Source organism: Noviherbaspirillum denitrificans (assembly GCF_002211445.1).
Taxonomy (GTDB): domain Bacteria; phylum Pseudomonadota; class Gammaproteobacteria; order Burkholderiales; family Burkholderiaceae_D; genus Noviherbaspirillum; species Noviherbaspirillum denitrificans.
This window is the reverse complement of the sequence record NZ_LSTO01000001.1, coordinates 3,977,334-4,000,792: the sequence shown is the minus strand read 5'-3', so window position 1 is coordinate 4,000,792 and position 23,459 is coordinate 3,977,334. Positions and strand designations below refer to the sequence as shown.

At 61.0% G+C, this 23,459-nt stretch carries 18 protein-coding genes and 1 pseudogene; 11 read left to right on the top strand and 8 right to left on the bottom strand.

What is annotated here, in order from left to right:
• Positions 1 to 110 (bottom strand): annotated as a pseudogene (locus AYR66_RS30605) (ribosome biogenesis factor YjgA); the annotation flags it as partial.
• 68 nt (positions 111 to 178) lie between these two features.
• Between AYR66_RS30605 and pmbA the strand changes: the two are divergent.
• Positions 179 to 1,543 carry a metalloprotease PmbA gene (gene pmbA, locus AYR66_RS19365; protein ID WP_088708858.1) on the top strand — a complete coding sequence of 455 codons (1,365 nt, stop codon included), beginning with the start codon at positions 179 to 181 and terminating at the stop codon, positions 1,541 to 1,543.
• A 52-nt stretch (positions 1,544 to 1,595) separates the two neighbouring features.
• On the opposite strand, the gene AYR66_RS28980 is transcribed toward pmbA, so the two are convergent.
• From AYR66_RS28980 to AYR66_RS19350, 3 genes are all read right to left on the bottom strand, one after another.
• A complete protein-coding gene (locus AYR66_RS28980) occupies positions 1,596 to 1,844 on the bottom strand; it encodes a hypothetical protein (protein WP_088708857.1) in 249 nt (82 codons plus the stop codon).
• Positions 1,845 to 1,855: 11 nt separating this feature from the next.
• Positions 1,856 to 3,349 carry a DUF4331 domain-containing protein gene (locus tag AYR66_RS19355; protein WP_420093112.1) on the bottom strand — a complete coding sequence of 498 codons (1,494 nt, stop codon included), beginning with the start codon at positions 3,347 to 3,349 and terminating at the stop codon, positions 1,856 to 1,858.
• A gap of 177 nt (positions 3,350 to 3,526) precedes the next feature.
• The gene (locus tag AYR66_RS19350) at positions 3,527 to 4,870 is read right to left on the bottom strand and encodes a dicarboxylate/amino acid:cation symporter (protein ID WP_088708856.1); all 1,344 of its coding nucleotides are present in this window, start codon (positions 4,868 to 4,870) and stop codon (positions 3,527 to 3,529) included.
• Between the two features lie 422 nt (positions 4,871 to 5,292).
• Here AYR66_RS19350 and AYR66_RS19345 point away from each other — a divergent pair, with 422 nt between their 5' ends.
• From AYR66_RS19345 to AYR66_RS19330, 4 genes are all read left to right on the top strand, one after another.
• Positions 5,293 to 6,372, top strand: a complete 1,080-nt coding sequence (locus AYR66_RS19345) for a TRAP transporter substrate-binding protein (protein ID WP_088708855.1) — start codon at positions 5,293 to 5,295, stop codon at positions 6,370 to 6,372.
• 174 nt (positions 6,373 to 6,546) lie between these two features.
• Positions 6,547 to 7,626 (top strand): TRAP transporter substrate-binding protein, encoded by a 1,080-nt coding sequence (locus AYR66_RS19340; protein ID WP_088708854.1) that lies wholly within the window; start codon positions 6,547 to 6,549, stop codon positions 7,624 to 7,626.
• A 305-nt stretch (positions 7,627 to 7,931) separates the two neighbouring features.
• Positions 7,932 to 9,011, top strand: a complete 1,080-nt coding sequence (locus tag AYR66_RS19335; RefSeq protein WP_088708853.1) for a TRAP transporter substrate-binding protein — start codon at positions 7,932 to 7,934, stop codon at positions 9,009 to 9,011.
• Between the two features lie 308 nt (positions 9,012 to 9,319).
• Positions 9,320 to 10,399 carry a TRAP transporter substrate-binding protein gene (locus tag AYR66_RS19330; protein WP_088708852.1) on the top strand — a complete coding sequence of 360 codons (1,080 nt, stop codon included), beginning with the start codon at positions 9,320 to 9,322 and terminating at the stop codon, positions 10,397 to 10,399.
• A gap of 133 nt (positions 10,400 to 10,532) precedes the next feature.
• On the opposite strand, the gene AYR66_RS19325 is transcribed toward AYR66_RS19330, so the two are convergent.
• The 3 genes from AYR66_RS19325 to argH form a co-directional block, all read right to left on the bottom strand.
• Complete coding sequence (locus AYR66_RS19325; RefSeq protein WP_088708851.1) at positions 10,533 to 12,218, bottom strand: TRAP transporter large permease; 1,686 nt, start codon at positions 12,216 to 12,218, stop codon at positions 10,533 to 10,535.
• A 19-nt stretch (positions 12,219 to 12,237) separates the two neighbouring features.
• Positions 12,238 to 12,822: a TRAP transporter small permease subunit gene (locus tag AYR66_RS19320; protein WP_088708850.1), complete on the bottom strand. Its 585-nt coding sequence runs from the start codon at positions 12,820 to 12,822 to the stop codon at positions 12,238 to 12,240.
• 397 nt (positions 12,823 to 13,219) lie between these two features.
• On the bottom strand, positions 13,220 to 14,614 hold the full coding sequence (gene argH / locus AYR66_RS19315) for an argininosuccinate lyase (RefSeq protein ID WP_088708849.1): 1,395 nt from the start codon (positions 14,612 to 14,614) through the stop codon (positions 13,220 to 13,222).
• A 20-nt stretch (positions 14,615 to 14,634) separates the two neighbouring features.
• On the opposite strand from argH, the gene AYR66_RS19310 reads away from it, so the two are divergent.
• Positions 14,635 to 15,717, top strand: coding sequence for a sensor histidine kinase (locus AYR66_RS19310; protein ID WP_234814948.1), 1,083 nt, complete (start codon positions 14,635 to 14,637; stop codon positions 15,715 to 15,717).
• Positions 15,714 to 16,496 carry a LytR/AlgR family response regulator transcription factor gene (locus AYR66_RS19305; RefSeq protein ID WP_088708847.1) on the top strand — a complete coding sequence of 261 codons (783 nt, stop codon included), beginning with the start codon at positions 15,714 to 15,716 and terminating at the stop codon, positions 16,494 to 16,496. Before AYR66_RS19310 ends, AYR66_RS19305 begins: the two co-directional genes overlap by 4 nt.
• A 2-nt stretch (positions 16,497 to 16,498) precedes the next feature.
• Here AYR66_RS19305 and ppc read toward each other — a convergent pair whose 3' ends face one another.
• Positions 16,499 to 19,339 carry a phosphoenolpyruvate carboxylase gene (ppc, locus tag AYR66_RS19300; protein ID WP_088708846.1) on the bottom strand — a complete coding sequence of 947 codons (2,841 nt, stop codon included), beginning with the start codon at positions 19,337 to 19,339 and terminating at the stop codon, positions 16,499 to 16,501.
• Positions 19,340 to 19,465: 126 nt separating this feature from the next.
• On the opposite strand from ppc, the gene hemC reads away from it, so the two are divergent.
• The 4 genes from hemC to AYR66_RS19280 form a co-directional block, all read left to right on the top strand.
• Positions 19,466 to 20,413, top strand: coding sequence for a hydroxymethylbilane synthase (hemC, locus tag AYR66_RS19295; RefSeq protein ID WP_088709938.1), 948 nt, complete (start codon positions 19,466 to 19,468; stop codon positions 20,411 to 20,413).
• A gap of 45 nt (positions 20,414 to 20,458) precedes the next feature.
• On the top strand, positions 20,459 to 21,241 hold the full coding sequence (locus tag AYR66_RS19290; protein ID WP_088708845.1) for a uroporphyrinogen-III synthase: 783 nt from the start codon (positions 20,459 to 20,461) through the stop codon (positions 21,239 to 21,241).
• The gene (locus tag AYR66_RS19285) at positions 21,238 to 22,383 is read left to right on the top strand and encodes a uroporphyrinogen-III C-methyltransferase (protein ID WP_088708844.1); all 1,146 of its coding nucleotides are present in this window, start codon (positions 21,238 to 21,240) and stop codon (positions 22,381 to 22,383) included. The genes AYR66_RS19290 and AYR66_RS19285 overlap by 4 nt, the downstream gene beginning before the upstream one ends.
• Positions 22,384 to 22,385: 2 nt before the next feature.
• Positions 22,386 to 23,459 (top strand): heme biosynthesis protein HemY (locus tag AYR66_RS19280; RefSeq protein ID WP_206047226.1); only part of this gene is annotated, 1,074 nt, incomplete at its 3' end.

Sequence of the window (23,459 nt, the reverse complement as noted above, 5' to 3'; positions counted from 1 at the left end):
AGCGCGGTCATTTCGCGTTTGAGCTGGGACTTGGAGGGGCGGTCGTACTTCTGTTCGAATTCGTCGGAGCGGAAGCCGACACCGCCGGTGCTGCGGTTGGGATTAACCATGATGAATCTAAGCCGTTCTATAAGACTGCTATGATAACCGCTTTAGCCACTTCCAAAAAAACAAGCTCATGAGCAATCCCGTATTTACCCATAGCCAGGACCAGCTGAAACAGATTGCGCAGGACGTTTTGCGTTTCGCCAGGGAAAAGGGCGCATCGGACGCTTCCGTGGAAATCAGCGAGGGCAGCGGCCTGGCGGTGACGGTGCGCAAGGGCAAGATCGAGACCATTGAGCAAAACAAGGACAAGGGCATCGGCGTTACGGTTTATCTCGGCGAGCAGGGCCATATTCGTCGCGGCAATGCGAGCACTTCCGATTTTTCCACGAAATCCCTGCAGGACACGGTTGACGCTGCCTACAACATCGCCCGCTTCACGGCGGAAGACGATTGCGCCGGCCTGCCCGACGCGGATACCTTGGAACTGGCGCCGCGTGACCTGGCGCTGTGCTACCCCTGGCTGATCTCGACCGAGGAAGCGGTCGACATCGCGACGCGCTGCGAGGCGGCTGCCTTTGCCGTCGACAAGCGCGTGACCAACAGTGAAGGTGCCAGCGTCTACGCGCAGCAGTCGCACTTCATGTCCGCCAACAGCCGTGGTTTCATGGGCGGTTATCCTTATTCGCGCCACACGATTTCGGTGGCGCCTATCGCGGGCAAGGGCGCAAGCATGCAGCGCGACGATTGGTATTCCTCGACGCGCGATCCGAAGAAACTGGCCCGCCCCGAGGATATCGGCCGCTATGCCGCCGAACGTGCGCTGGCCCGCCTGAATGGCCGCAAGCTCGACACGCGCAAGTGCCCGGTGCTGTTCGAAGCACCGTTGGCCGCAGGGCTGCTCGGCGCCTTCGTGCAGGCGATTTCGGGTGGCGCGTTGTACCGCAAGTCGACCTTCCTGCTCGATTCGCTCGGCCAGGCAGTGTTTGCTCCGCATATCCAGGTCGTTGAAGATCCGCACGTCGTCGGTGCAGTTGGCTCCGCGCCTTTCGATGAAGAGGGTGTCAAGACCAGCCGCCGCGAAGTGGTCAGGGACGGCGTGGTGCAGGGCTACTTCCTGTCCACCTATTCGGCGCGCAAGCTGGGCATGAAAACGACCGGCAATGCCGGCGGCTCGCACAACCTGTCGATCGTTTCCAGCCTCACCAAGTCGTCCGACAATTTCAAGGCGATGCTCAAGAAGATGGATACTGGCTTGCTGGTGACCGAACTGATGGGGCAAGGCGTGAACTACGTTACTGGTGACTACTCGCGCGGCGCCTCGGGCTACTGGGTCGAGAAGGGCGTGATCCAGTATCCGGTGGAAGAAATCACGATTGCGGGCAACATGAAGGACATGTTCCAGCAGATCGTAGCGATCGGGGCCGATACCCTGGTGCGCGGTACCAAGGAGACCGGCTCGATACTGATCGAAAATATGACGGTAGCCGGAAGCTGATTTCCCATTCGCGTCCATGAATAAGGGCCCGGATTGAACCGGGCCCTTTTTTTCAGCTTACAGGCATAGGCTCGGTGTCTTCAGGCTTGCTTGCAGGGCTGGCGTCGAGCGCCGCGGGTTCAGTTGTTTCGGACGAGCTCCCGAGCACCGCGCTCACGTCGCCGGTAAAACGGTCTGCCTGGGGCGCGGAAGGAGTCTGGCTGGAGCCCGAGGATGCCGTGCCGCCCACATCGCCGTCGCCTCCGCCGCTACAGGCAGCAAACACGACGACGGCCGGGATCAACAGGAATAGTTTTTTCATGATGTCCTCCCTCAGTGCTTGACCGAACCCGGCAGCGGGGCCTTCAGGTACGGGAACCTGGCATCGAAGAAGCTGCTGTCGAGAAATGCGCCGTCGGTGAACTCGATGTCGCCAGATGGCGCGTCGTTCGGCGTGCAGCCCAGGTTGAGCCGGCACAGCTTGCCCATGACGACCCGCAATGCGATATCAACCACGTCGTCACCCGGGCGCCGGCCGTTCGGAAAACCTGCATTGTCACCACCGATGACGCCGAGGCGGTTTTGTGCGCCACTTGTGGGCGGGAGCGAGGTATTCAGGCGCAGCATTTCGGACGGGGTGCCGTTAGCCGGCTTGTTCAGGCCCTGTACGCCGGTCAGGAAGACGGTCACCAGGTCATTTCGAGGGAAATTGGTCGGCGCCGTCACGCCTGCGCTGCTGAACAGCGTTTCGACCAGCGCAGGCAGCGTCGGGTTGGTCACGTAGTCGAGGAACTGCGTGTCGCCATTCGGCTTGCTGTGGTTGAACTGGTCCTTGTCCTTGAGGCCGATCACGAGCTCATTCACGAGCGGCATGCCAAGGCGCGAGACCTGCGTCCAGGCGCCGCCTTCCTTCGACGCGTTGGCGGAGGCGGGCGTCGGATTCAGCAAGCGACCCTGGCGCAGGCTGGCGGTGGTCCAGCCGCCGATCACCGGTTCCGATCCGCTCGTCAGGCACGACGTGGGGATTTCCAATGCGAGCGTGGTGACGTTCTTGTCGGCGAGGGTGTCGGTTGCCGAGCGTTCCGCATTGGGATCGAAGGCGGTTGCCGGTGCCTTGTAGTTGATCAGGTCGAAGGTCTCGCCGAGATTGACTACGAACGGATCCTTGCGCTGGCCGACGAACATCCGTCCCTGGGTCTCGCAGCCGGGAACATTAATCGTGTACAGGTGCTTCGCGGCATATGACGCGTAGTCGGCAATCGATTTGTTGCCGATGTTGTCGACCGGCTTGTCGAAGGTGGCCCCGCCACTGGCATTGGTGATCGCCTGCCGTGTGCCTGTACGCCGGTCGCCACGCACGATATTGACGGTATAGGTTTCGCGCACATTCAGTCCGGTGGCATTAGGCGCATTGATATCCGAGGCACCGTTGATAATGAGCGGTATCGATACCTGCTTCCCGCCCACCGTCAGCTTCGTATCCTTGTTCTCGTTATTGAAGCGGAACTGGAAGGTGATGTCTTCCCTGGCATCGCCGTTGTTGTCGATGTGGATTTCATACAGAGCATCCGGATCCATTGAGAAATAGTTCGGTCCGCCGTAGGCATCCTGCAAGGGGATGTAATTGGCGATCAGGGTCGTGTAACCCGAGCGCTCCGCTTCGTAACTGCGGAACATGTAGAAGTCGGTGCCATCGACTTTCGGCTGGCGGGTGATGAAAGGCGCTTCGCGGTGGCTGGATGCGTGGACGGGCAGCGCGGAAAAGCCCAGGAATGCGGTGGCCGCCAGGCCGGCGCCCAGCATCCCCTTGTTCATGAAGGTCAACATAACGGTCTCCTGCAGGTTGAATGGAAAAGAATTCGGTACTGCCTGGTTCTATACGCGCCAGACAGGAAACCAGATTCAAAAAAATCCAACCTTGAAGACGAGCCGAAGCTTTTTTCTCCGGCCATAAAAAAACAGCCCGCGAAGGGGCTGTTTTTTCTGGAGCTTGCGCGGGGAGGCTTATGCAGCCTTGCTGGAGACCGGCATATGGACTTCCACTTGGTCCAGCACTTCTTCGGGGTTGTCCGCTTCTTCGACCGTCTCGTTGTTCAAATGCTGGTGCATCTGTTTGACGTCGAGGTCTCCGGTCCACTTGCCGACGACGACGGTAGCAACGCCGTTGCCGATCAGGTTGGTCAGCGCACGGGCTTCGGACATGAAGCGGTCGATGCCGAGAATCAGTGCCAGGCCGGCAACCGGGATGCCGCCGACTGCGGACAGCGTGGCTGCCAGCACGATGAAACCGGAACCAGTGATGCCTGCTGCGCCCTTGGAGGTCAGCAGGAGCACGGCGAGCAGGGTGAGCTGCTGGGTCAGGGTCATCGGGGTGTCGGTTGCTTGGGCGATGAACACTGCTGCCATGGTCAGGTAGATCGAGGTGCCGTCCAGGTTGAACGAGTAACCCGTCGGGATTACCAGGCCTACGACGGATTTCTTCACGCCGAGGTTTTCCAGTTTGGCCATCATGCGCGGCAGCACGGATTCAGAGGAGGAAGTGCCCAGCACGATGAACAGTTCTTCCTTGATGTACTTGATGAATTTCCAAACCGAGAAACCGTGGATCATGGAAATCACACCGAGCACCACGAAGATGAACACCAGGCAGGTCAGGTAGAAAGTCCCCATCAGCTTGCCGAGGGAGAGCAGGGTGCCGACGCCGTACTTGCCGATGGTGAATGCCATTGCGCCAAATGCGCCGATCGGTGCGGCCTTCATGATGATGCCGACGATGGAGAACAGGACGTGCGATGTCTTCTCCACGAAATCGAACACCAGGGTGCCGCGGCCACCGAACTTGTGCAGTGCGAATCCGAACATCACGGAGAACAGCAGGACTTGCAGGATGTCGCCCTTGGCGAACGCATCGACGACGCTGGTCGGGATGATGTTCATCAGGAACTCGGTGGTCGTCTGCATTTTGCCCGGCGCCGTGTAGGCTGCAATGGCCTTGGTGTCGAGCGAGGACGGGTCGACATGCATGCCGGCGCCCGGTTGAACAACGTTGACGATCAGCAAGCCGACGATCAGTGCGATGGTGGAGACGACTTCAAAATAAAGCAGAGCAAGACCGCCAGTCTTGCCGACCTTTTTCATGTCTTCCATGCCCGCAATTCCGACGACCACGGTGCAGAAGATGATCGGAGCGATGATCATCTTGATCAGCTTGATGAACGCGTCGCCGAGCGGCTTCATTTCCGCGCCGAGCGACGGATAGAAATGGCCGAGGAGGACGCCGATGACGATCGCGGTGACGACCTGCACGTACAGCGATTTGTAAATTGGTTTCTTTCCCGATTGTTGCATGACTGCTTCTCCGTTTGGGTTGCGCGCAGGTGCCCGTCTGTGCGGTGCGCGTATGCGAGTTGCATTGGCATTAAGGTGTGCTTCTTCGCCAAGTGTCTGCATTTTCGTGATGATGGTCCACTACGGCAATTGTGGACATCCACACATCTGCAATTCAGAAAAGTTTTGCATCGTTGATTCTGTATGTTGATTAATTCCCTAAAACTGATTATTAAATTCTTGTGCCAGATGCTGCCAGCCGTGCTTATGATGAGTTGATGGAAGATGCTACGTAGTACTACTTACGCACTTGCACCACGTCTCCCGATTTTCATTGTGAAACGCATATCCCCGATCCTAGAATCGTTGTAGCTTTTTTATCGGCACTGCGCCGATATCAAGCGCCATTCCAGTCAAGTCGAGTTCATTCCACAGGAGACACCATGGAACGTCGTTCATTCATGAAGAAAACGGCAGCCGGCGCCGCTGTAGGTGCCATCACTGCACCCGCAATTGCGCAAACCTTGCCTACCATCAACTGGCGTCTTGCGTCGAGCTTTCCGAAGTCGCTCGATACCATTTATGGTGCCGCAGAGGTCTTTTCCAAACGCGTTTCCGCCCTGACGAGCGGCAAGTTCAATATCCGCGTGTTCGCTGGCGGCGAGATTGTCCCGGCGCTGCAGGTGATGGATGCGGTTCAGGCCGGCACGGTCGAGATGGGCCACACGGCGGCCTATTATTACTTTGGCAAGGATCCGACCTTTGCCTTTGACGGGGTGGTTCCTTTCGGCCTTAATTCCCGTCAGCAGACCGCATGGTGGGACCAGGGCGGAGGTCGTGACCTGACCCGCGAGTTTTACCGCGATTACGGCATCATCAACTTCATGGGCGGCAACACCGGCACACAGATGGGCGGCTGGTTCCGCAAGGAAGTGAAGTCGGTCAAGGACATGAGCGGCTTGAAGATGCGTATCGGCGGATTTGCGGGCCGTGTAATGCAGCGCCTCGGCGTTGTGCCGCAGCAGATCGCTGGTGGAGATATTTATCCGGCGCTGGAAAAGGGCACGATCGACGCTGCCGAATGGATCGGACCTTATGACGACGAGAAGCTCGGCTTCTTCAAGGTTGCTCCTTATTACTACACGCCAGGCTGGTGGGAAGCCGGACTGCAAGTGTCCTTCTACATCGGCATCAAGGAATGGGAAAAGCTGCCGAAGGAATACCAGGCGGCGATCGAAGCAGCGTCCTACGAGGCGCATGTCGTCATGCAAGCCGAATACGATGCAAAGAATCCGCCCGCGCTGGCACGCCTGCTGAAGAATGGTGTGAAGCTGCGCCAGTTCAACCGGGAAATCATGGATGCCTGCTCGAAGGCAGCCAACGAGGTGATGGACGAAGAAGCAGCGAAGAACGCCAAGTTCAAGAAAATCTACGAGCCGTGGAAGCGTTTCCGCCAGGACCAGAACCAGTGGTTCTCCGTTGCGGAACTGCCGCTTCAGAACTACATGGTCACGCGCAAGTAATGATGTACGTCTGATTGCATGGAACAGACCCGCGATGCGAAAGTGTCGCGGGTTTTTTCTCGCGGCGGGCACACGCGCTGCCTGAAAATTGTGCAGTCACGGCACCCTTCAGCGAAAGTTGCCAAAACATGCGACGATTGCCCGTCGCAGTTTTTTTTCACCCAAGGAGCCCTAATGGAACGTCGTTCCTTCCTCAAGAAAGCGGCTGTCGGTGCATCGGTTGGTGCAGTGGCCGCGCCCGCGTTGGCCCAGACCCAGCCGACGATCAACTGGCGTCTTGCCTCCAGCTTCCCGAAATCCCTCGACACCTTGTATGGCACTGCGGAAGTGTTCAGCAAGCGCGTCGCACAGCTCACCGGCGGCAAGTTCAACATCCGTGTTTTCGCCGGCGGCGAAATCGTTCCACCGCTGCAAGTGGTGGACGCCGTCCAGAACGGCACGGTGGAAGTGGGCCATACCGCGCCTTACTACTACTTCGGCAAGGATGCCACCTTCGCATTCGATTGCGCTGTCCCGTTCGGCATGAATTCACGCCAGCAGACGGCATGGTTTGACCAGGGCGGCGGCCGCGACCTGATGCGCGAGTTCTACAAGGACTACGGCATCATCAATTTCCTGGGGGGTAATACCGGTGCGCAGATGGGTGGCTGGTTCCGCAAGGAGATCAAGACCCTCAATGACATCAAGGGCCTGAAGATGCGCATCAGCGCCTTTGCGGGCAAAGTCATGCAGCCGCTCGGCCTGGTGCCGCAGCAGCTGGCCGGCGCGGACATCTATCCGGCCCTGGAAAAGGGCGCGCTCGACGCCGTTGAATGGACGACGCCCTACGATGACGAAAAGCTGGGCTTCTACAAGGTCGCTCCTTATTACTACGCGCCGGGCTGGTGGGAGGCGGGCGCGCAGCTCTCCTTCTACGTCGGCATGAAGGAATGGGAAAAACTGCCGAAGGAATACCAGTACGCCATCGAGGCGGCTTCCTTCGAGGCGCACGTTACCATGCAAGCCGAGTACGATGCCAAGAACCCGGCGGCGCTGGCGCGCCTGATCAAGAACGGCGCCAAGCTGCGCTTCTTCTCCAAGGAAATCATGGAAGCCAGCTACAAGGCTGCCGTGACCACGATGGACGAGGAAGCCTCCAAGAACGCCAAGTTCAAGAAGGTTTACGACCACTACAAGCGCTTCCAGCGTGACCAGAACCAATGGTTCTCGGTCGCTGAATTGCAAATGCAGAGCTTCATGTCCAGCCGCAAGTAATCTCCCCGCCGCCGGCCGCCACCTGCGGCCGGCTTCTTGATCTGGAACAGGTTTTTTCCGGGTCTCCTCTCCGATCCCCTTCTCGAAGCAGGGTGCTTGAAATTTTTTCAGCATACCGCTGAAGCTGAACGGCTGCCGTTATGTCCGAAACAGGCCTTTGCGTTTGGTCCTTCCCTTTCCTGGCACAAATTTTTTTCACTTAAGCGTTTTCTTGCCCGACCTACAATCGTTCGCGACACAGAGCATGTCGATGTGTACCGCATAGCGGTCCGTATGGTTATCGAAGTCCAATTCGAGGAGACAACATGGAACGTCGTTCCTTTCTGAAAAAAGCATCCGTAGGCGCAGCAGCTGGCGCGATGGCGGTCCCCGCCCTGGCCCAGTCGCTGCCGTCCCTGAACTGGCGCATGGCATCGAGCTTCCCCAAGACGCTCGACACAGTTTTCGGCGCATCCGAAATCTTCTGCAAGCGCGTCGCCCAGCTCACGGGGGGCAAGTTCAACATCCGCCTGTTCGCCGGCGGTGAAATCGTCCCCGCCCTGCAGGTGATGGATGCGGTCCAGAACGGCACCATTGAAATGGGCCATACCGCATCGTATTACTATTTCGGCAAGGATCCGGCCTTCGCATTTGATTGCGCGGTGCCCTTCGGTCTCAATTCCCGCCAACAGACCGCATGGTACGACCAGGGTGGCGGCATGCAGCTGATGCGCGAATTCTTCAAGGACTACGGCATCGTCAATTTCCAAGGCGGTAACAGCGGCGCACAGATGGGCGGCTGGTTTCGCAAGGAGATCAAGGGTGTCGCCGACCTGCAGGGCCTGAAGATGCGTATCGGCGGCTACGGTGGCCGCGTGATGCAGCGCCTGGGCCTCGTGCCGCAGCAGATTGCCGCAGGCGACATCTACCCGTCGCTGGAAAAGGGCACCATCGACGCCGCCGAGTGGATCGGCCCGTACGATGACGAAAAGTTGGGTCTGTACAAGGTCGCACCACACTACTATGCGCCGGGCTGGTGGGAGCCGAGCACGCAATTCTCCTTCTATGTCGGCGTCAAGGAGTGGGAAAAGCTGCCCAAGGAATACCAGTACGCGATCGAAGCCGCCTCCTATGAAGCCCATGTCACGATGCAGGCCGAGTACGACGCCAAGAATCCAGCTGCGCTTGCCCGTCTCCTGCGCAACGGCGTCAAACTGCATTACTTCTCGAAGGACATCATGGAAGCCTGTTATAAGGCTGCAACCGATGTGAACGAGGAAGAAGCCGCCAAGAACGCCAAGTTCAAGAAGATTTACGATCACTGGAAGCGTTTCCGCCAGGACCAGAACCAGTGGTTCTCGGTGGCAGAAGCGACCATGCAGAACTTCATGATGACCCGCCGTTAATCCCGGCGACCGGTAAAAGAAGGAACCCGCCCGCGCAAGCGGCGCGGGTTTTGTTTTTTCTGTCGCCGCACCGCCATCATCCGATACAGATTGTCGTCGCGCTGACAGTTCGTTTCAATTAGGCAACGTATGCTCGGCGTGCTTTCGTCTACGTGAATCTGCGTAGACAAAATGCTGCGTCGCAAGACGTTAATGTATTGCAACAGTACAACCTGCCCCATACAATCTGCGCAACATACAGAAAGTGTATGGAAAACAGGCACATCGGCCACAAACCGAACTTCGATGCGTAACCCCTAGGAGACAAAATGGAACGTCGTTCCTTTATCAAGAAAGCATCTGTTGGCGCCGCCACCGGCGCGATTGCCGCACCTGCGCTGGCCCAATCGCAGCCGACGCTGAACTGGCGCCTGGCATCCAGCTTCCCTAAGTCGCTCGACACGATTTACGGTGCGGCCGAAACGTTCTCGCAACGCCTGTCCCAGATTACCAACGGCAAGTTCAATGTCCGCGTCTTTGCGGGCGGTGAAATCGTTCCGGCGCTTCAGGTCATGGATGCGGTCCAGGCCGGCACTGTCGAAATGGGGCACACCGCTTCCTACTATTACTTCGGCAAGGATCCGACCTTCGCATTCGATTGCGCAGTGCCCTTTGGCCTGAACTCCCGCCAGCAAACCGCGTGGATCAACCAGGGCGGCGGCATGGCGCTCATGCGTGAATTCTTCAAGGAATATGGCATCGTCAACTTCCTCGGCGGTAATACCGGTACCCAGATGGGCGGCTGGTTCCGCAAGGAAGTGAAGTCCGTGCAGGAGCTGAAAGGACTCAAGATGCGCATCGGCGGTTTCGCCGGCCGCGTCATGCAGAACCTCGGGCTGGTCCCGCAGCAGATCGCCGGCGGCGACATTTATCCGGCCCTGGAAAAGGGAACGATCGATGCGGCCGAATGGGTCGGTCCGTACGACGACGAGAAGCTCGGCTTCTACAAGGTCGCGCCGTACTACTACGCCCCCGGCTGGTGGGAAGCCGGTCCTCAGCTCTCGTTCTACATCGGTATCAAGGAGTGGGAAAAGCTGCCGAAGGACTACCAGGCCGCCGTCGAGGCAGCCTCCGCCGAGGCCCACATCGTCATGCAGGCAGAATACGACGCGCGCAATCCGGCAGCGCTGGCACGCCTGCTCAAGAACGGCGTGAAGCTGCGCAGCTTCTCGAAGGACATCATGAATGCCTGCTACAAGGCTGCGAATGAGGTGATGAACGAAGAGGCTTCCAAGAACGCCAAGTTCAAGAAGGTCTATGAGCCGTGGAAGCGTTTCCGCCAGGACCAGAACCAGTGGGCATCCGTCGCTGAAGCACAACTGCAGAACTTCATGATTTCTGCGCGATAACCGCGTTAGACTTGTTCAGCCCGCAGCGCGCAAGCCCTGCGGGTTTTTTATTGCTGCCGCGCCTTGTGCAGTTCCAGCAACAAAAAACCCCGCTGGGCGAACCATGCGGGGCTGGATGTATTGCGGATTGCGATTACTTCTTCTGATCGCTGTCCGTCGAGAAGTTCAGCTGCGGCGCTTCGCCGTCCTTGTTCTCGCCTTCCGACGGGAAGTTGAGTTGAGGTGCTTCGCCACCCTGGTCCGGAGCAGGGATGTCGATCTTCAGTTCGATCTGTTCCTTCATGTCGGTCTTCTCTGCGACCGTCACGATGTCCGGGAAGCCGATGATCAGGCCGACCATGATCACCTGGATCAACACGAATGGCACGGCGCCCCAGTAGATGTCCGATGTTGTCACTTCTTTTGGTGCCACCGAGCGCAGGTAGAACAGCGCGAAACCGAACGGCGGGTGCATGAACGAGGTCTGCATGTTCACGCCGAGCAGCACGCCGAACCAGATCAGGTCGATACCGAGCTTGTCCGCCACCGGACCCACCAGCGGTACCAGGATGAACGCCAGTTCGAAGAAGTCCAGGAAGAACGCCAGGCCGAAGAACAGCAGGTTCACGACGATCAGGAAGCCCATCGTGCCGCCGGGCAGCGAGGTCAGCAGGTGTTCCACCCACAGGTCGCCGTTGACTGCGCGGAAGGTCAGGCCGAACACGCTGGAGCCGATCAGGATGAACACCACGAAGCAGGACAGGCGCGTGGTCGAGTCCATGGCCTGTTTCATCAGCGACCAGGACAGGCGGCGATTCATCATCGCCAGCACCAGTGCGCCGAAGGCGCCCATGCCGCCGCCCTCGGTCGGGGTAGCGATGCCGACGAAGATCGTGCCCAGCACCAGGAAGATCAGCGCCAGCGGCGGGATCAGTACGAATACCACCTTTTCGGCCATGCGGGAGAGCAGGCCGAGCTTCAATTGGCGGTTGATGACTGCCAGGACAAAGGCGCCAATGATGGCCACTGCAGCCGAGTAGATGCCGACTTCGTCATCGGCAGCCTTCGGATGGGTCGAACCGTAATACATCGCGAATGCATACGACGTAGCGACAGCGGCGGCGATCAGGGCGAGCAGGGATACGATGCCGCTCTTGCCGTTCGGCTCTTTCAGGTTACGCGCTTCGGGCGGCAGGGCCGGGACCGAGTGCGGCTTGAAGATCGACATGGCCAGGACATAGCCCGCGTACATCGCGGTCAGCAGCAGGCCCGGGGTGAATGCAGCCTTGTACATGTCGCCGACGGAACGGCCCAGCTGGTCAGCCATCACGATCAGCACCAGCGATGGCGGGATGATCTGTGCCAGCGTGCCGGATGCTGCGATCACACCCGAAGCCAGCTTCTTGTCATAGCCGTAACGCAGCATCACAGGCAGGGAGATCAGGCCCATTGAAATGACCGATGCCGCCACCACGCCAGTCGTTGCGGCGAGCAGCGCACCCACGAAAATCACCGCATAGGCCACGCCACCGCGTACCGGGCCGAACAGCTGGCCAATCGTATCGAGCAGGTCCTCGGCCATGCCGGAGCGCTCGAGGATGAGACCCATGAAGGTAAAGAACGGAATGGCCAGCAGGGTGTCGTTGGCCATGATGCCGAAAATGCGGTTCGGCAGGGCCTGCAGCAGCTCGGGCTTGAGCAGGCCGAGTTCAATGCCCATCAAGCCGAAGAACAGGCCGTTCGCCGCGAGCGCGAATGCGACGGGGAAACCGGATAGCAGGAATACGACGAGGGCGCCGAACATGATCGGCGCCATGTTCGCAATCAGGAATTGCTCCATTTACTGTGTCTCCAGACGATCAGTTGAGGTTGTTCGCGGCTTTGATCGCCTCGATTTCTTCTTCGGGGGTTGCTGCGTGCTTTTCGAATTCGCTCGCATGCACCTTGCCCTGCAGGAAGCCGATGCGCTTGATCAGTTCCGAGATGCCCTGCAGCGTCAGCAGCAGGAACCCGGCCGGAATCAGGATCTTGGCGGGCCAGACGATCAGGCCGCCGGCGTTGCTCGATACTTCCTGGTTCTGGAGGGACAGCCATGCATAGGGCACGGCGTAGAACAGAATGATGAGCGCCATCGGCAGCAGGAAGACCAGGAAGCCGAAAATGTCGATCCAGACCTGGGTGCGTTTGGAGAACCGGCCGGCGATGACGTCGATGCGGACGTGCTCGTTACGGCGCAGGGTGTAGGAGGTGGCAAGCAGGAAGATTGCCGAGAAGAGGTACCACTGGATTTCAAGCCAGGCGTTGGAGCTGGTGTGGAACGCGTAGCGGACCAGCGCGTTGCCGGTACAAATGAGTACCGAGATCAACAGGGCCCAGCTGACGCCGTTCCCTACTTTTTCATTGAGCGCGTCAATGAATCTCGATAACGAGAGCAAGAAAGACATGTTGTCGTCTCCATTAATGAAAAGTCATTTGTGCCGGGCCGCGATGTTGTTTTATACGGCCGGAATTCTGGTGGTGCCTCCAGCTTGAATTCGCCGCAGTATATGTCATTTCAATGAGCAAGCGAACAACCGTGCGGAGCAGGCCATATTCTTTTCATGCTGCGACGCAAAAGCTCCTGTTTTTTTCATGTTTCAAGAGCATTTCTAAGGACAAGTTCTTACGTAGAACTACGCAACTGTGGAGCTGGAACAACGGAGGGGTGGGGCGAGGGGGGGGGCAGGCGGCGTGATTGCGTCGAACACCAATTGTCATCGTGACGACAGCATACGCACTTTTGAAGAGTCGTGCAGGCGAGGCGACTGCCGGTATGTGGACCGGCAGTCGTGTGGGAGGGGATTAGGCGAGCTGAGCGCGGACGCGGGTGATGGCGGCGCGGACCTGTTCCGGCGCGGTGCCGCCGATGTGGTTGCGTGCCGCGACGGAGCCTTCGAGCGTGAGGACGCTGAATACATCGGCTTCGATCAGCGGCGAGTAAGCGCGCATCTCGTCGAGCGTCAGATCGGTGAGGTCGCAGCCACGCTGTTCACAGGTGCGCACCGCATGGGCAACCGCCTCGTGCGCGTCACGGAACGGCAGGCCCTTCTTGACGAGATAGTCGGCCAGGTCGGTCGCGGTCGCATAGCCCTGCAGCGCGGCAGCGCGCATCGCTTCCGGCTTGACGGTGATGCCGCGCGCCATGTCGGCAAAGATGCGCAGCGTGTCGGTGACCGTGTCGACGGTATCGAACAGCGGTTCCTTGTCTTCCTGGTTGTCCTTGTTGTAGGCCAGTGGCTGGCCCTTCATCAGGGTGAGCAGGCCGATCAGGTGGCCGTTCACGCGGCCGGTCTTGCCGCGTGCGAGTTCCGGCACGTCCGGGTTCTTTTTCTGCGGCATGATCGACGAGCCGGTGCAGAAGCGGTCGGCGATGTCAATGAAGCCGACGCGCGGGCTCATCCAGATCACCAGCTCTTCCGACATGCGCGAGATGTGCGTCATGACGAGTGCGGCGGCGGCGCAGAATTCGATGGCGAAATCGCGGTCCGAGACAGCGTCCAGCGAGTTGTGGCAAACGTCATCGAAACCGAGGGTCCTGGCCACGCGCTGGCGATCGATCGGGAAGGTGGTACCGGCCAGGGCGGCGGCGCCCAGCGGCAGGCGGTTGATGCGCTTGCGGCAGTCGGCCATGCGCTCGGCGTCGCGGCCGAACATTTCTACGTAGGCCAGCATATGGTGGCCGAAGGTGATCGGCTGCGCTACCTGCATGTGGGTGAAGCCGGGCAGGATGGTATCGGCGTTCTTCTCGGCGAGGTCGACCAGCGCCAGGCGCAGGTCGCGCAACAGGCCGGAGATGTCGTCGATCGCAGCGCGCATGTAGAGGCGGATGTCGGTTGCTACCTGGTCGTTGCGCGAACGGCCGGTGTGCAGGCGCTTGCCGGCGTCGCCGACCAGTTCTGTCAGGCGCTTCTCGATGTTGAGGTGGACGTCCTCGAGGTCAAGCAGCCATTCGAATTGGCCGGACGCGATTTCGGACTGGATCTGCGCCATGCCGCGCTGGATTTCGGCATAGTCCTGCTGGCTGATGATGCCCTGGTGCGCCAGCATCTCGGCGTGCGCAAGCGAGCCCTGGATGTCGGCGCCGGCCATGCGATTGTCAAAAAAGACCGATGCGGTATAACGTTTGACGAGGTCGGAGACTGGTTCGGAAAAGCGGGCCGACCAGGCCTCGCCTTTTTTGGAAAGTTGTGCTGTCATAATTGAATCCCGGTGAATTCGTGATTATAACCCCCATGCCGCTCCCCGCCGCTCCTGAAACGGCCAGCAAATCCGCCGAGATCGTCATTCCCGACTGCTGCAACGTCGGCGTGGTGTTCCGCACACTTGTCGGCGTGAACGTCGCGGCCTTCGCCGGAATCGTCGCGCAATCGGCCGGCTGGCAGTCCGGCGTCCGTGAATTCGTGGAAGCGTCGCTGGTGGTCGAACTGGCATGCCTGTGGGCGCTCTTCGCCTTGTGCGGCGTTCGGCAACTGCTGTTGCGCCAAGTTGGGGCCAAAGGCTTTCCTATGTGGGGGCAGCGTGCCCTGAGCATGGCTGTGCCGGTTGCCGTGACCGCTGTTGTCATGCAGCTATCTGCCCCGGGCAGTGGCCTTGCCGTAGGTTTCGGCTCGCAGAGTCCCGGCAAGGCGATGCTGCTTGCAGCCGTGTTCGGCGCCTTTTTCCAGCATTACTTTGAGCTGCGCAAGCGCGCGTATTCGCCGGCACTGGTCGAGGCCAGGTTGCAGGCGCTGCAGGCACGCATCCGTCCGCATTTTCTTTACAACAGCCTGAATGCGGCGCTGTCGCTGATCCGTACCGAGCCGCGGCAAGCGGAAAGTACCCTGGAAGACCTGGCGGACCTGTTTCGCGTGCTGATGAGTGATCCGCGCAGCATGACGTCGCTGGAAAATGAAATCCGCTTGTGCCAGCAGTATTTGTCGATCGAAAAGATCCGCCTGGGCGATCGCATGCAGGTGCGCTGGGAGCTGGACGGGATCGACAGCGATACCCTGCGCCGCATGCAGGTGCCAGTGCTGCTGCTCCAGCCGCTGATCGAGAACGCAGTGCATTACGGCGTTGAACCGGCTGTTGAGCCGGCGTTGGTGCAAGTCACCGTTGCGCGCTTCATGGACAAGATCGCGATCACGGTGATCAATCCGTATCACGGCGCAACCGGCGACGCGGGCAATCGCATGGCACTGGCAAACATCCGCGAGCGGCTGTCGCTGTTGTTTGACGTCGAGGCCATGCTGTCCACTGCAGTCAACGGCAAGGTGTTCGAGGCGCGCTTGTTGCTGCCATATGCGAAAGGAGTGGCATGATTCCCCGCCTTTACATCGTCGACGACGAGGCTCCGGCCCGCGCACGGCTGAAGACGCTGCTATCCGATATTGCCGCCGAATGCCCGCACCAGCTGGCAGGCGAAGCTGGAAGTGCCCAGGACGCCCTCGACGGCGTTGCGCGGATAGCACCGGACATCGTGCTGCTCGATGTGCAGATGCCCGGCATGACCGGTATCGAGCTTGCGTCGCGCTTCATGCAGGGTTCGGCGCAGCCGGCAGTCATTTTCGTGACAGCCTTCGATGAATATGCGTTGAAGGCGTTCGAAGTGCATGCGCTCGATTACCTGCTCAAGCCCGTGCGCGCGGCGAGGCTCGCGGAGGCGATCCGGCGCGCTGCCGCGTTGCGTGCGACGCAGGGGGCGGCCATTGCCGCGGCCTCGAAGGCCGTCCAGGGGGCGCGCCAGAATTTTTCCGTGCAGGAGCGAGGCCGCGTCCTGCTTATCCCCGTGCGCGACGTGCTTTACCTGAAGGCTGAACTGAAGTACGTGACATTGCGCACTCGCACACACGAGTACCTGATCGAGGAGTCGTTGACATCCATCGAGGAGGAGCTGGGCGAAGTATTCGTGCGCGTTCATCGCAAGGCGCTGGTGGCCCGCGATGCAATCGTCGGCGTGGAGCGCGGAACGGCGGCGGTGGATGGTGAAGGCGAGGGCGAGCGTGCCCAGGAGGCGTGGCAGGTGATCCTGCGCGACATCGACGAGCGCCTTCCCATTTCCCGGCGACAGTGGCCGGTGGTCAAGGCGCTCGTCAGGTAAGGTCAGCCGGTATTGCGCAGACCGGCCGCGATGCCGTTGATCGACAGGTGGATGCCGCGCCGCACGCGCTCATCCAGCGTCCGTCCTTCCCCGCTTGCCGAACGGTGCCGCTTGATCAGCTCCACTTGCAGGTGGTTGAGCGGATCGAGGTAGGCGAAGCGGTTCTTGATCGAGCGTGCCAGCAGCGGGTTGCCAGCCAACCGGTCGCGGGCGCCGGTGATGGTGGCAAGGCTGGTTGTCGTGCGCTCGTGCTCTTCGAGGATGCGCTTGAAGATTGCATTGCGCAGCTTCTTGTCGGCCACCAGTTCCGCATAGCGCGAGGCGACGGCGAGGTCGGTCTTGGCCAGCACCATGTCCATGTTCGACAGCAGCGTGGCGAAGAACGGCCACTCCTTGAACATCGTCCGCAGGAGCGCAATGCGCTTCTTTTGCTCTTTCGCATCGTCGGCCTCATGCAGCCAGGACGACACCGCGCTGCCGAAGCCGTACCAGCCCGGCAGCAGCAGGCGGCACTGGCCCCAGGAGAATCCCCACGGAATCGCACGCAGGTCTTCGATGCGACGCGTGGACTTGCGCGAGGCGGGACGGGAGCCGATGTTGAGTTCCGCGATTTCCGCGATTGGCGTGGCGGCGAAGAAGTAATCGGTGAAGCCGGTCGTCTCGTAGACGAGGTTGCGGTAGGCGCGGTAGGCGCGTTCCGACAGTTCCTCCATCACGCTTTCGAAGCCGGCCAGTTTCTTCGCGTGCTTGCCTGCCGTTTCATGCGGCATCAGGCTGGCTTCCAGAGTGGCGGCGACCAGCAGTTCGAGGTTGCGTCGGCCGATCTCCGGGTTGGAGAACTTCGACGCGATGATTTCTCCCTGTTCGGTCAGACGGATTTGTCCGTTGACCGTGCCTGCCGGCTGCGCCAGGATCGCGTCATAGCTCGGACCGCCGCCGCGGCCGACAGTGCCACCGCGTCCATGGAACAGGCGCAGCTTGACGCCCGTACGGTTGAACAGTTCGACCAGGCGCAGCTCCGCCTTGTACAGCTCCCAGTTGGACGTGAGGAAGCCGCCGTCCTTGTTGGAGTCGGAGTAACCCAGCATCACTTCCTGCAGGTCGCCCTGTTTGGCGACGAGGTGGCGCACCTGCGGCAGCGACAGGAAGCGTTCCATGATGTCGGCCGCACAGCGCAAGTCGGGGATCGTTTCAAATAGCGGGATCACCATCAGTTCGATGTGCGCGGTCGTTACCTGTCCGGTCGCGTTATCCCATTCCTGGTGAAGCAGACCGGTTTCCTTCTGCAGGAGCAGTACTTCCAGCAGATCGGAGACGGTCTCCGTGTGCGAAATGATGTAGTTGCGGATCGCCCGATCGCCGTAGCGGCGGCGGATGTCGCGCGCGGTGCGCAGGATCGTCAGTTCCGATTCGGTGCGATCGGAGTAGGCGAGGTAGGGCGAATGCAGGAGGCGCGGCTTGCCGATTTCTTCCAGCAGCAACGCGACCTTGTCTTCTTCAGCGAGCCCCGCGTAATCCGAAGCGACGCCGGCGCGGGCGAACAGCTCGGCCAGGACGGCTTCGTGCACGTCCGAACTCTGGCGCATGTCGAGCGTCGCGAGGTGGAATCCGAAGATTTCTGACGCGCGCTTCAGTACGGCGAGGCGCGGCTTGATGAGGCTGGCGCCGTGGTGGCTCTTCAGGGAGTCGGCCAAGACCTGCAGGTCTCTTGTAAATGCTTCAGGGGTATCGTAGGGTGCCGCCGAACCGACTTCATGCCGCAGAACATGCGCTGCGCCAAGGATGCGTGCAGTCGCGGCGAGGCGCGCATACAAGCCGATCAGGGCGCGGCGGTAGGGTTCGTCGGAGCGATGGTCGGACTGGTCGGGAGACGCGTCGGCCAGTGCCTGCAGTTCCGGGCTGACGCCGACGAGCAAGGTCGAGATCGACAGCTCGGCACCCAGCGCATGCACTTCGTCGAGGTAGAAATCGAAGATCGCGGTCGACTGGCGCACCAGTGCATGCGTCATCGTGCCCGCATTCACATTCGGGTTGCCGTCGCGGTCACCACCGATCCAGCTGCCCATCTGCACGAAGGGCGGCATGTCATTGTCGGAGGCCGCGTGGCGCTGCGGGAATTGCGCGGCGATCTCGGTTTCGATGTCTTCATAGAGGCCGGGCAGTTCGCGCAGGAAGGTGATGCGGTAATAGGACAGCGCGTTCTCGATCTCGTCGGCCACGGTCAGCTTGGTGTAGCGCAGCATCCGTGTCTGCCAAAGCGTCGCCACGCAGGCGTGCAGCAGCTGAGTATTGCGCGCCAGCTCCTTCGGTGTCAGCGGATGGTCGCGTTCGGCAAGCAGGCGTGCGATTTCACGCTCTGCATCCAGGATGCTCTTGCGCTGGACTTCCGTCGGGTGGGCGGTGAGCACCGGCGAGACCAGCGCTTCCTTGAAAAAGCGGCGGACTGCCGAACCCGGCACGCCGGCGTCGTCGAGACGGGACAGAGCGTAGGCAATGCTGCCCTGTTGCGGCGCCGAGCCGGCCAGCAGGTGGGCGCGCCGGCGGCGATTGTGGTGCTGGTCTTCAGCGATATTGGCGAGGTGCGAGAAGTAGGAGAAGGCGCGGACCACGGAAATCGACTGGTCACGCGTCAGCTTCCTCAGCATCTTGTTCAGGTCCGAGCCGGACTGGGGATCGGACTCGCGGCGGAAACGCACCGCCGTCTGGCGGATGGTTTCGACAACCTGGAATACGGCGTCGCCTTCCTGCTCTCGCAGCACGTTGCCGAGCAGGCGCCCGAGCAGGCGGATGTCTTCTTTGAGCGGGGCGTCCTTGTCGACGGATGAACTTGCCTGGTTTGCCATGTTGAATGTCTGCAATCGGTCGCTGAAAAGTGGTCGTTGGGAACGGTTGGGGGACGTGCGCATGATAAAATCGGCGCCTCTGCGATCAGTTCCGATCCGCATCAACGAACATCGAAAGTGCCCGTCGTGAAAGTATCCCCACCAGCAAAACTCGTGATCGCGTCGCGCGAAAGCCGTCTCGCCATGTGGCAGGCCGAGCATGTGCGCGCAAGGCTGTCCGCATTATATCCGCAGTGCAGTATCGAGATTCTCGGCATGACGACCAAGGGTGACCAGATCCTCGACCGTACCCTCTCGAAGGTTGGCGGCAAGGGCCTGTTCGTCAAGGAACTCGAGGTGGCGATGGAAGAACGCCGCGCCGACCTCGCCGTGCATTCGCTCAAGGACGTCCCGATGGAACTGCCGGAAGGCTTCCGCCTGGCCGCGGTGCTGGAGCGCGAAGACCCGCGCGATGCCTTCGTGTCCAACGATTTCGCGTCGCTCGACGACCTGCCGGCCGGCGCCATCGTCGGCACCAGCAGCCTGCGCCGCCAGGCATTGATTGCAGCCCGCTACCCGCACCTCGAGATCCGTCCGCTGCGCGGCAACCTCGATACTCGCCTGGGCAAGCTCGACCGCGGCGAGTACGCTGCGATCATCCTCGCTGCCGCCGGCCTCAAGCGCCTCGGTCTGCCGCAACGCATCCGCGCGCTGATCGAGCCGGAGCAGAGCCTGCCCGCGCCTGGCCAGGGCGCGATGGCCATCGAAATCCTCGACGGCCGCGACGACCTGCTGGAACTGCTTGCGCCACTCAACCATGAAGCGACCGCGCAGGCTGTCAGCGCCGAACGCACCGTGTCGCGCGTCTTCGGCGGCAGCTGCCAGATCCCGCTGGCCGCATTCGCTACCGTGGAGTCGGGTGCGATGCGCCTGCGCGCGATGGTGGCAACGCCGGACGGCAAGCGCATCGCGACGGCTGACGCAAACGGCCCGGCCAACGCGCCCGATGCACTCGGCACGCAAATCGCAACCACCCTGCAGGGCCAGGGCGCGGACGACATCCTCGCCGCCTGCAAGGCGATGGATGCAGGCTGATCTCTTCTTTTTCCATTGACGAGGCCGACAGGGCGGCGACCCACGATGGCAAACTCAAGCAATCGCCCGGTGGTCATTACGCGGCCACAGGCACAGGCCGAGCCCCTTGCGCAGAAATTCTCCGCGCTCGGGCGCAAGGCTGTTGTCTTTCCCCTGCTGGACATCCTTCCCCTTCCGGACCAGAGCGCGCTGAAGGCCGCGCTTGCCGACGTCGGCAGCTATGCAATGGTCGCTTTCGTCAGCCCGAATGCGATTGATGCGGCCTTTGCTCATATCGACCGCTGGCCTTCGCATGTCGCGCTGGCCGTAGTCGGAGAAGGCAGCAAGACGGCGCTCGCGCGCCATGGCCTGACGCCGGCCAATGCCACCATCTACTGCCCGGTCGATCCACACCGCACCGATTCGCAGACGCTGCTCGAAGCGCTTGATCTGGACGCGCTTCGTGGCAAACGCGCGATGATCCTGCGTGGCGAAACCGGCCGCGAACTGCTGGCCGATGCCTTGCGCGACCATGGCGTGCTTGTGGACCAGGTGGCGGCCTACCGGCGCGCAGGTCCGGTGCTGGACGATGCGAAGACTGCAATACTGCTTCGCCTGCTCGACGAAGGGGCCGACTGGGTCATCACGAGTTCGGAAGCATTGCGCTACCTGTTGCAAATGGTCCGCGATGCGGCAGGCGAAAGCGGCGTGGTTAAAATGCAACAGCAGCGTCTCGTGGTGCCCCACGTCCGCATTGCGGAGACTGCGCATTCGCTCGGTTTCAACGACGTGCTGCAAACCGCATCGGGGGACGAACCCTTGTTAGCCGCGTTACAATTTCAAGCATGAACGAATTGCCATCTTCCACCGACGCCAAGCCAGCGCAAGCCAATCCCGCTCCGCAACGATCCGACGCCGGAGCACCCTCTTACCAAAACGACAACGCGGTGCACCAGCAGTCCACCCGCGTCGTCTACGGTGCCCTGGGTGTGCTTGCAGTACTTCTGGCCGCCCAGTGGTACAGCTCGAACCGTGAGGTCGAACGTCTGCGCGAGGAAATGGCGCAACGCTTGAGAAGCGGCGAGTCGATCACCACTGAAACCAAGGTGATCGCGCGCGGTGTCCAGGAAGGCATGAAAGAGATGCAGGCCAAGGTCAACGTCCTCGAGGGCAAGCAGGTCGAGGCGCAAAGCCAGCAACTGGCGCTCGAGCATCTCTACCAGGAGTTGTCACGCAACCGCGACGACTGGGCATTGGCCGAAATCGAGCAAGTGCTCTCCACCGCCAGCCAGCAGCTCCAGCTCGCGGGCAATGTGCAGGGCGCGGTGATCGCGCTGCAAAACGCCGACAACCGCCTTTCGCGCTCGGACAAGCCGCAATTCATCATCATCCGCCGCGCCATCGCCAAGGACCTGGAGCGGCTCAAGGCGCTGCCCACGGTCGACCTGACCGGACTGGCGCTGCGCCTCGACAGCATCATCGGCCAGATCGACAGCATGCCGCTGCTGGCCGACGAGAAGCCGGCTGCCGCAGCAACGCAGCCGCGTGCCCCGCGCCGCGCGCCGAAGGCTGTCGAGTCCTCGAAGTCCGCCGGGCAGGGCGGTTCCGACTGGCTGGCCGACCTCGAAGAAGTCTGGCACAGCTGGACCACCGAAATGTGGGGCGAGATCCGCCAGCTGATCCGGGTGCGCAATGTCGAAACCTCCGACGCCTTGCTGCTGTCGCCCACGCAAGCCTATTACGCGCGCGAAAACGTCAAGCTGCGCCTGCTCAATGCACGCCTGGCGCTGCTGACCCGCAATGAATCCGCCTTCCGCAGCGACCTGATCGCCGCGCAGGATGCGATCGCCAAGTACTTCGATACCCGCGCCAAGCAGACCCAGACTACGCAGGCGCTGCTGCGCCAGGTCCAGGCGAGCAACCTCTCCATCGAGATGCCGACGCTGGCAGAAAGCCTGAACGCGGTCCGCAACTACAAGGCGAAGCCCTGACGATGCGTATCTTCCTTTCGCTCGTCATCCTTTTTGCCGCCGCAATCGGGCTCGCCGTCGGCGCACGCTTCAATCCGGGCAACGTCGTATTTTTCTACCCGCCGTACCGGGTGGACATGTCGCTCAACTTGTTCATCGTGCTGGCAGTTTTGCTGTTCGCGATCCTGTTTGCCATCCTGAGGGCTATCCGCAGCACGCAGCAGATGCCGCATCGGGTTGCCGCCTATCGCCGCGAAAAGCGTGAACGCGAGGGCAACCGGGCAATGCGCGACGCGCTCAAGGCCTTGTTTGAAGGCCGCTTCGGCCATGCGGAAAAGGCGGCCACGCGCGCCGCCGAATCCCCCGACAACGCCGGCCTGTCCGCGCTGATCGCCGCGCGCGCCGCCCATCGTATCGGCCGCCCGGAACGCCGCGATGTTTGGCTGAACAAGGCACAGGAAGACCCGGCGCTACGGACGGCCCGCCTGATGACCGCGATCGAGCTGTCGATCGACGGCCACGAGCCGGACAGCGCGCTGGACGCCATGAAGGAATTGAATTCCAGCGGCACCCGCCACATCCATGCGCTCCGGCTTGCACTGAAGGCGAACCAGCGCGCCAAGAACTGGCCGGAAGTACTGCGACTGGTGCGCATGCTCGACAAGCGCAGTGCGCTGCATCCGGCGCTGTCGCGCAGGCTCAGGGAAATGGCTTACGACGACTTGCTGACCCAGCAGGCGCACGACGCCGAATCGCTGCGTCGTGTGTTGTCGACCATTCCTGCTGAAGACAGGACGCAGCCTTTCGTCGCCATACGCGCCGCGCGCGCGCTCAATGCGAAGGGTTTGCATGGCGAGGCGCGCAGCATCGTCGAGAAGGCGCTTGCGGTGGAGTGGGATGAACGGCTGGTTCGCGCCTACGGCAATTCGGCCGGCCCCGAAGGATCGGCGGAATTGCTGGCGCAGATCGAACGCTGCGAGGAATGGGCGAAGTCGCATCCTGCCGACGCCGAACTCGCGCTGACCCTGGGCATCCTCTGCCTGCGCCAGAAGCTTTGGGGCAAGGCGCAGCGCCACCTGGAGCACGCGCTGTCCGAC

Excerpts from the sequence above, each read along its gene's own strand:
- AYR66_RS19290 (WP_088708845.1), top strand. The coding sequence starts at position 20,459 with ATGGCAAACTCAAGCAATCGCCCGGTGGTCATTACGCGGCCACAGGCA.
- AYR66_RS19350 (WP_088708856.1), bottom strand. The coding sequence starts at position 4,870 with ATGCAACAATCGGGAAAGAAACCAATTTACAAATCGCTGTACGTGCAG.
- AYR66_RS19325 (WP_088708851.1), bottom strand. The coding sequence starts at position 12,218 with ATGGAGCAATTCCTGATTGCGAACATGGCGCCGATCATGTTCGGCGCC.
- AYR66_RS19340 (WP_088708854.1), top strand. The coding sequence starts at position 6,547 with ATGGAACGTCGTTCCTTCCTCAAGAAAGCGGCTGTCGGTGCATCGGTT.
- argH (WP_088708849.1), bottom strand. The coding sequence starts at position 14,614 with ATGACAGCACAACTTTCCAAAAAAGGCGAGGCCTGGTCGGCCCGCTTT.
- AYR66_RS19305 (WP_088708847.1), top strand. The coding sequence starts at position 15,714 with ATGATTCCCCGCCTTTACATCGTCGACGACGAGGCTCCGGCCCGCGCA.
- AYR66_RS28980 (WP_088708857.1), bottom strand. The coding sequence starts at position 1,844 with ATGAAAAAACTATTCCTGTTGATCCCGGCCGTCGTCGTGTTTGCTGCC.
- AYR66_RS19285 (WP_088708844.1), top strand. The coding sequence starts at position 21,238 with ATGAACGAATTGCCATCTTCCACCGACGCCAAGCCAGCGCAAGCCAAT.
- AYR66_RS19320 (WP_088708850.1), bottom strand. The coding sequence starts at position 12,822 with ATGTCTTTCTTGCTCTCGTTATCGAGATTCATTGACGCGCTCAATGAA.
- AYR66_RS19335 (WP_088708853.1), top strand. The coding sequence starts at position 7,932 with ATGGAACGTCGTTCCTTTCTGAAAAAAGCATCCGTAGGCGCAGCAGCT.
- ppc (WP_088708846.1), bottom strand. The coding sequence starts at position 19,339 with ATGGCAAACCAGGCAAGTTCATCCGTCGACAAGGACGCCCCGCTCAAA.
- AYR66_RS19330 (WP_088708852.1), top strand. The coding sequence starts at position 9,320 with ATGGAACGTCGTTCCTTTATCAAGAAAGCATCTGTTGGCGCCGCCACC.
- pmbA (WP_088708858.1), top strand. The coding sequence starts at position 179 with ATGAGCAATCCCGTATTTACCCATAGCCAGGACCAGCTGAAACAGATT.
- AYR66_RS19345 (WP_088708855.1), top strand. The coding sequence starts at position 5,293 with ATGGAACGTCGTTCATTCATGAAGAAAACGGCAGCCGGCGCCGCTGTA.
- AYR66_RS19355 (WP_420093112.1), bottom strand. The coding sequence starts at position 3,349 with ATGTTGACCTTCATGAACAAGGGGATGCTGGGCGCCGGCCTGGCGGCC.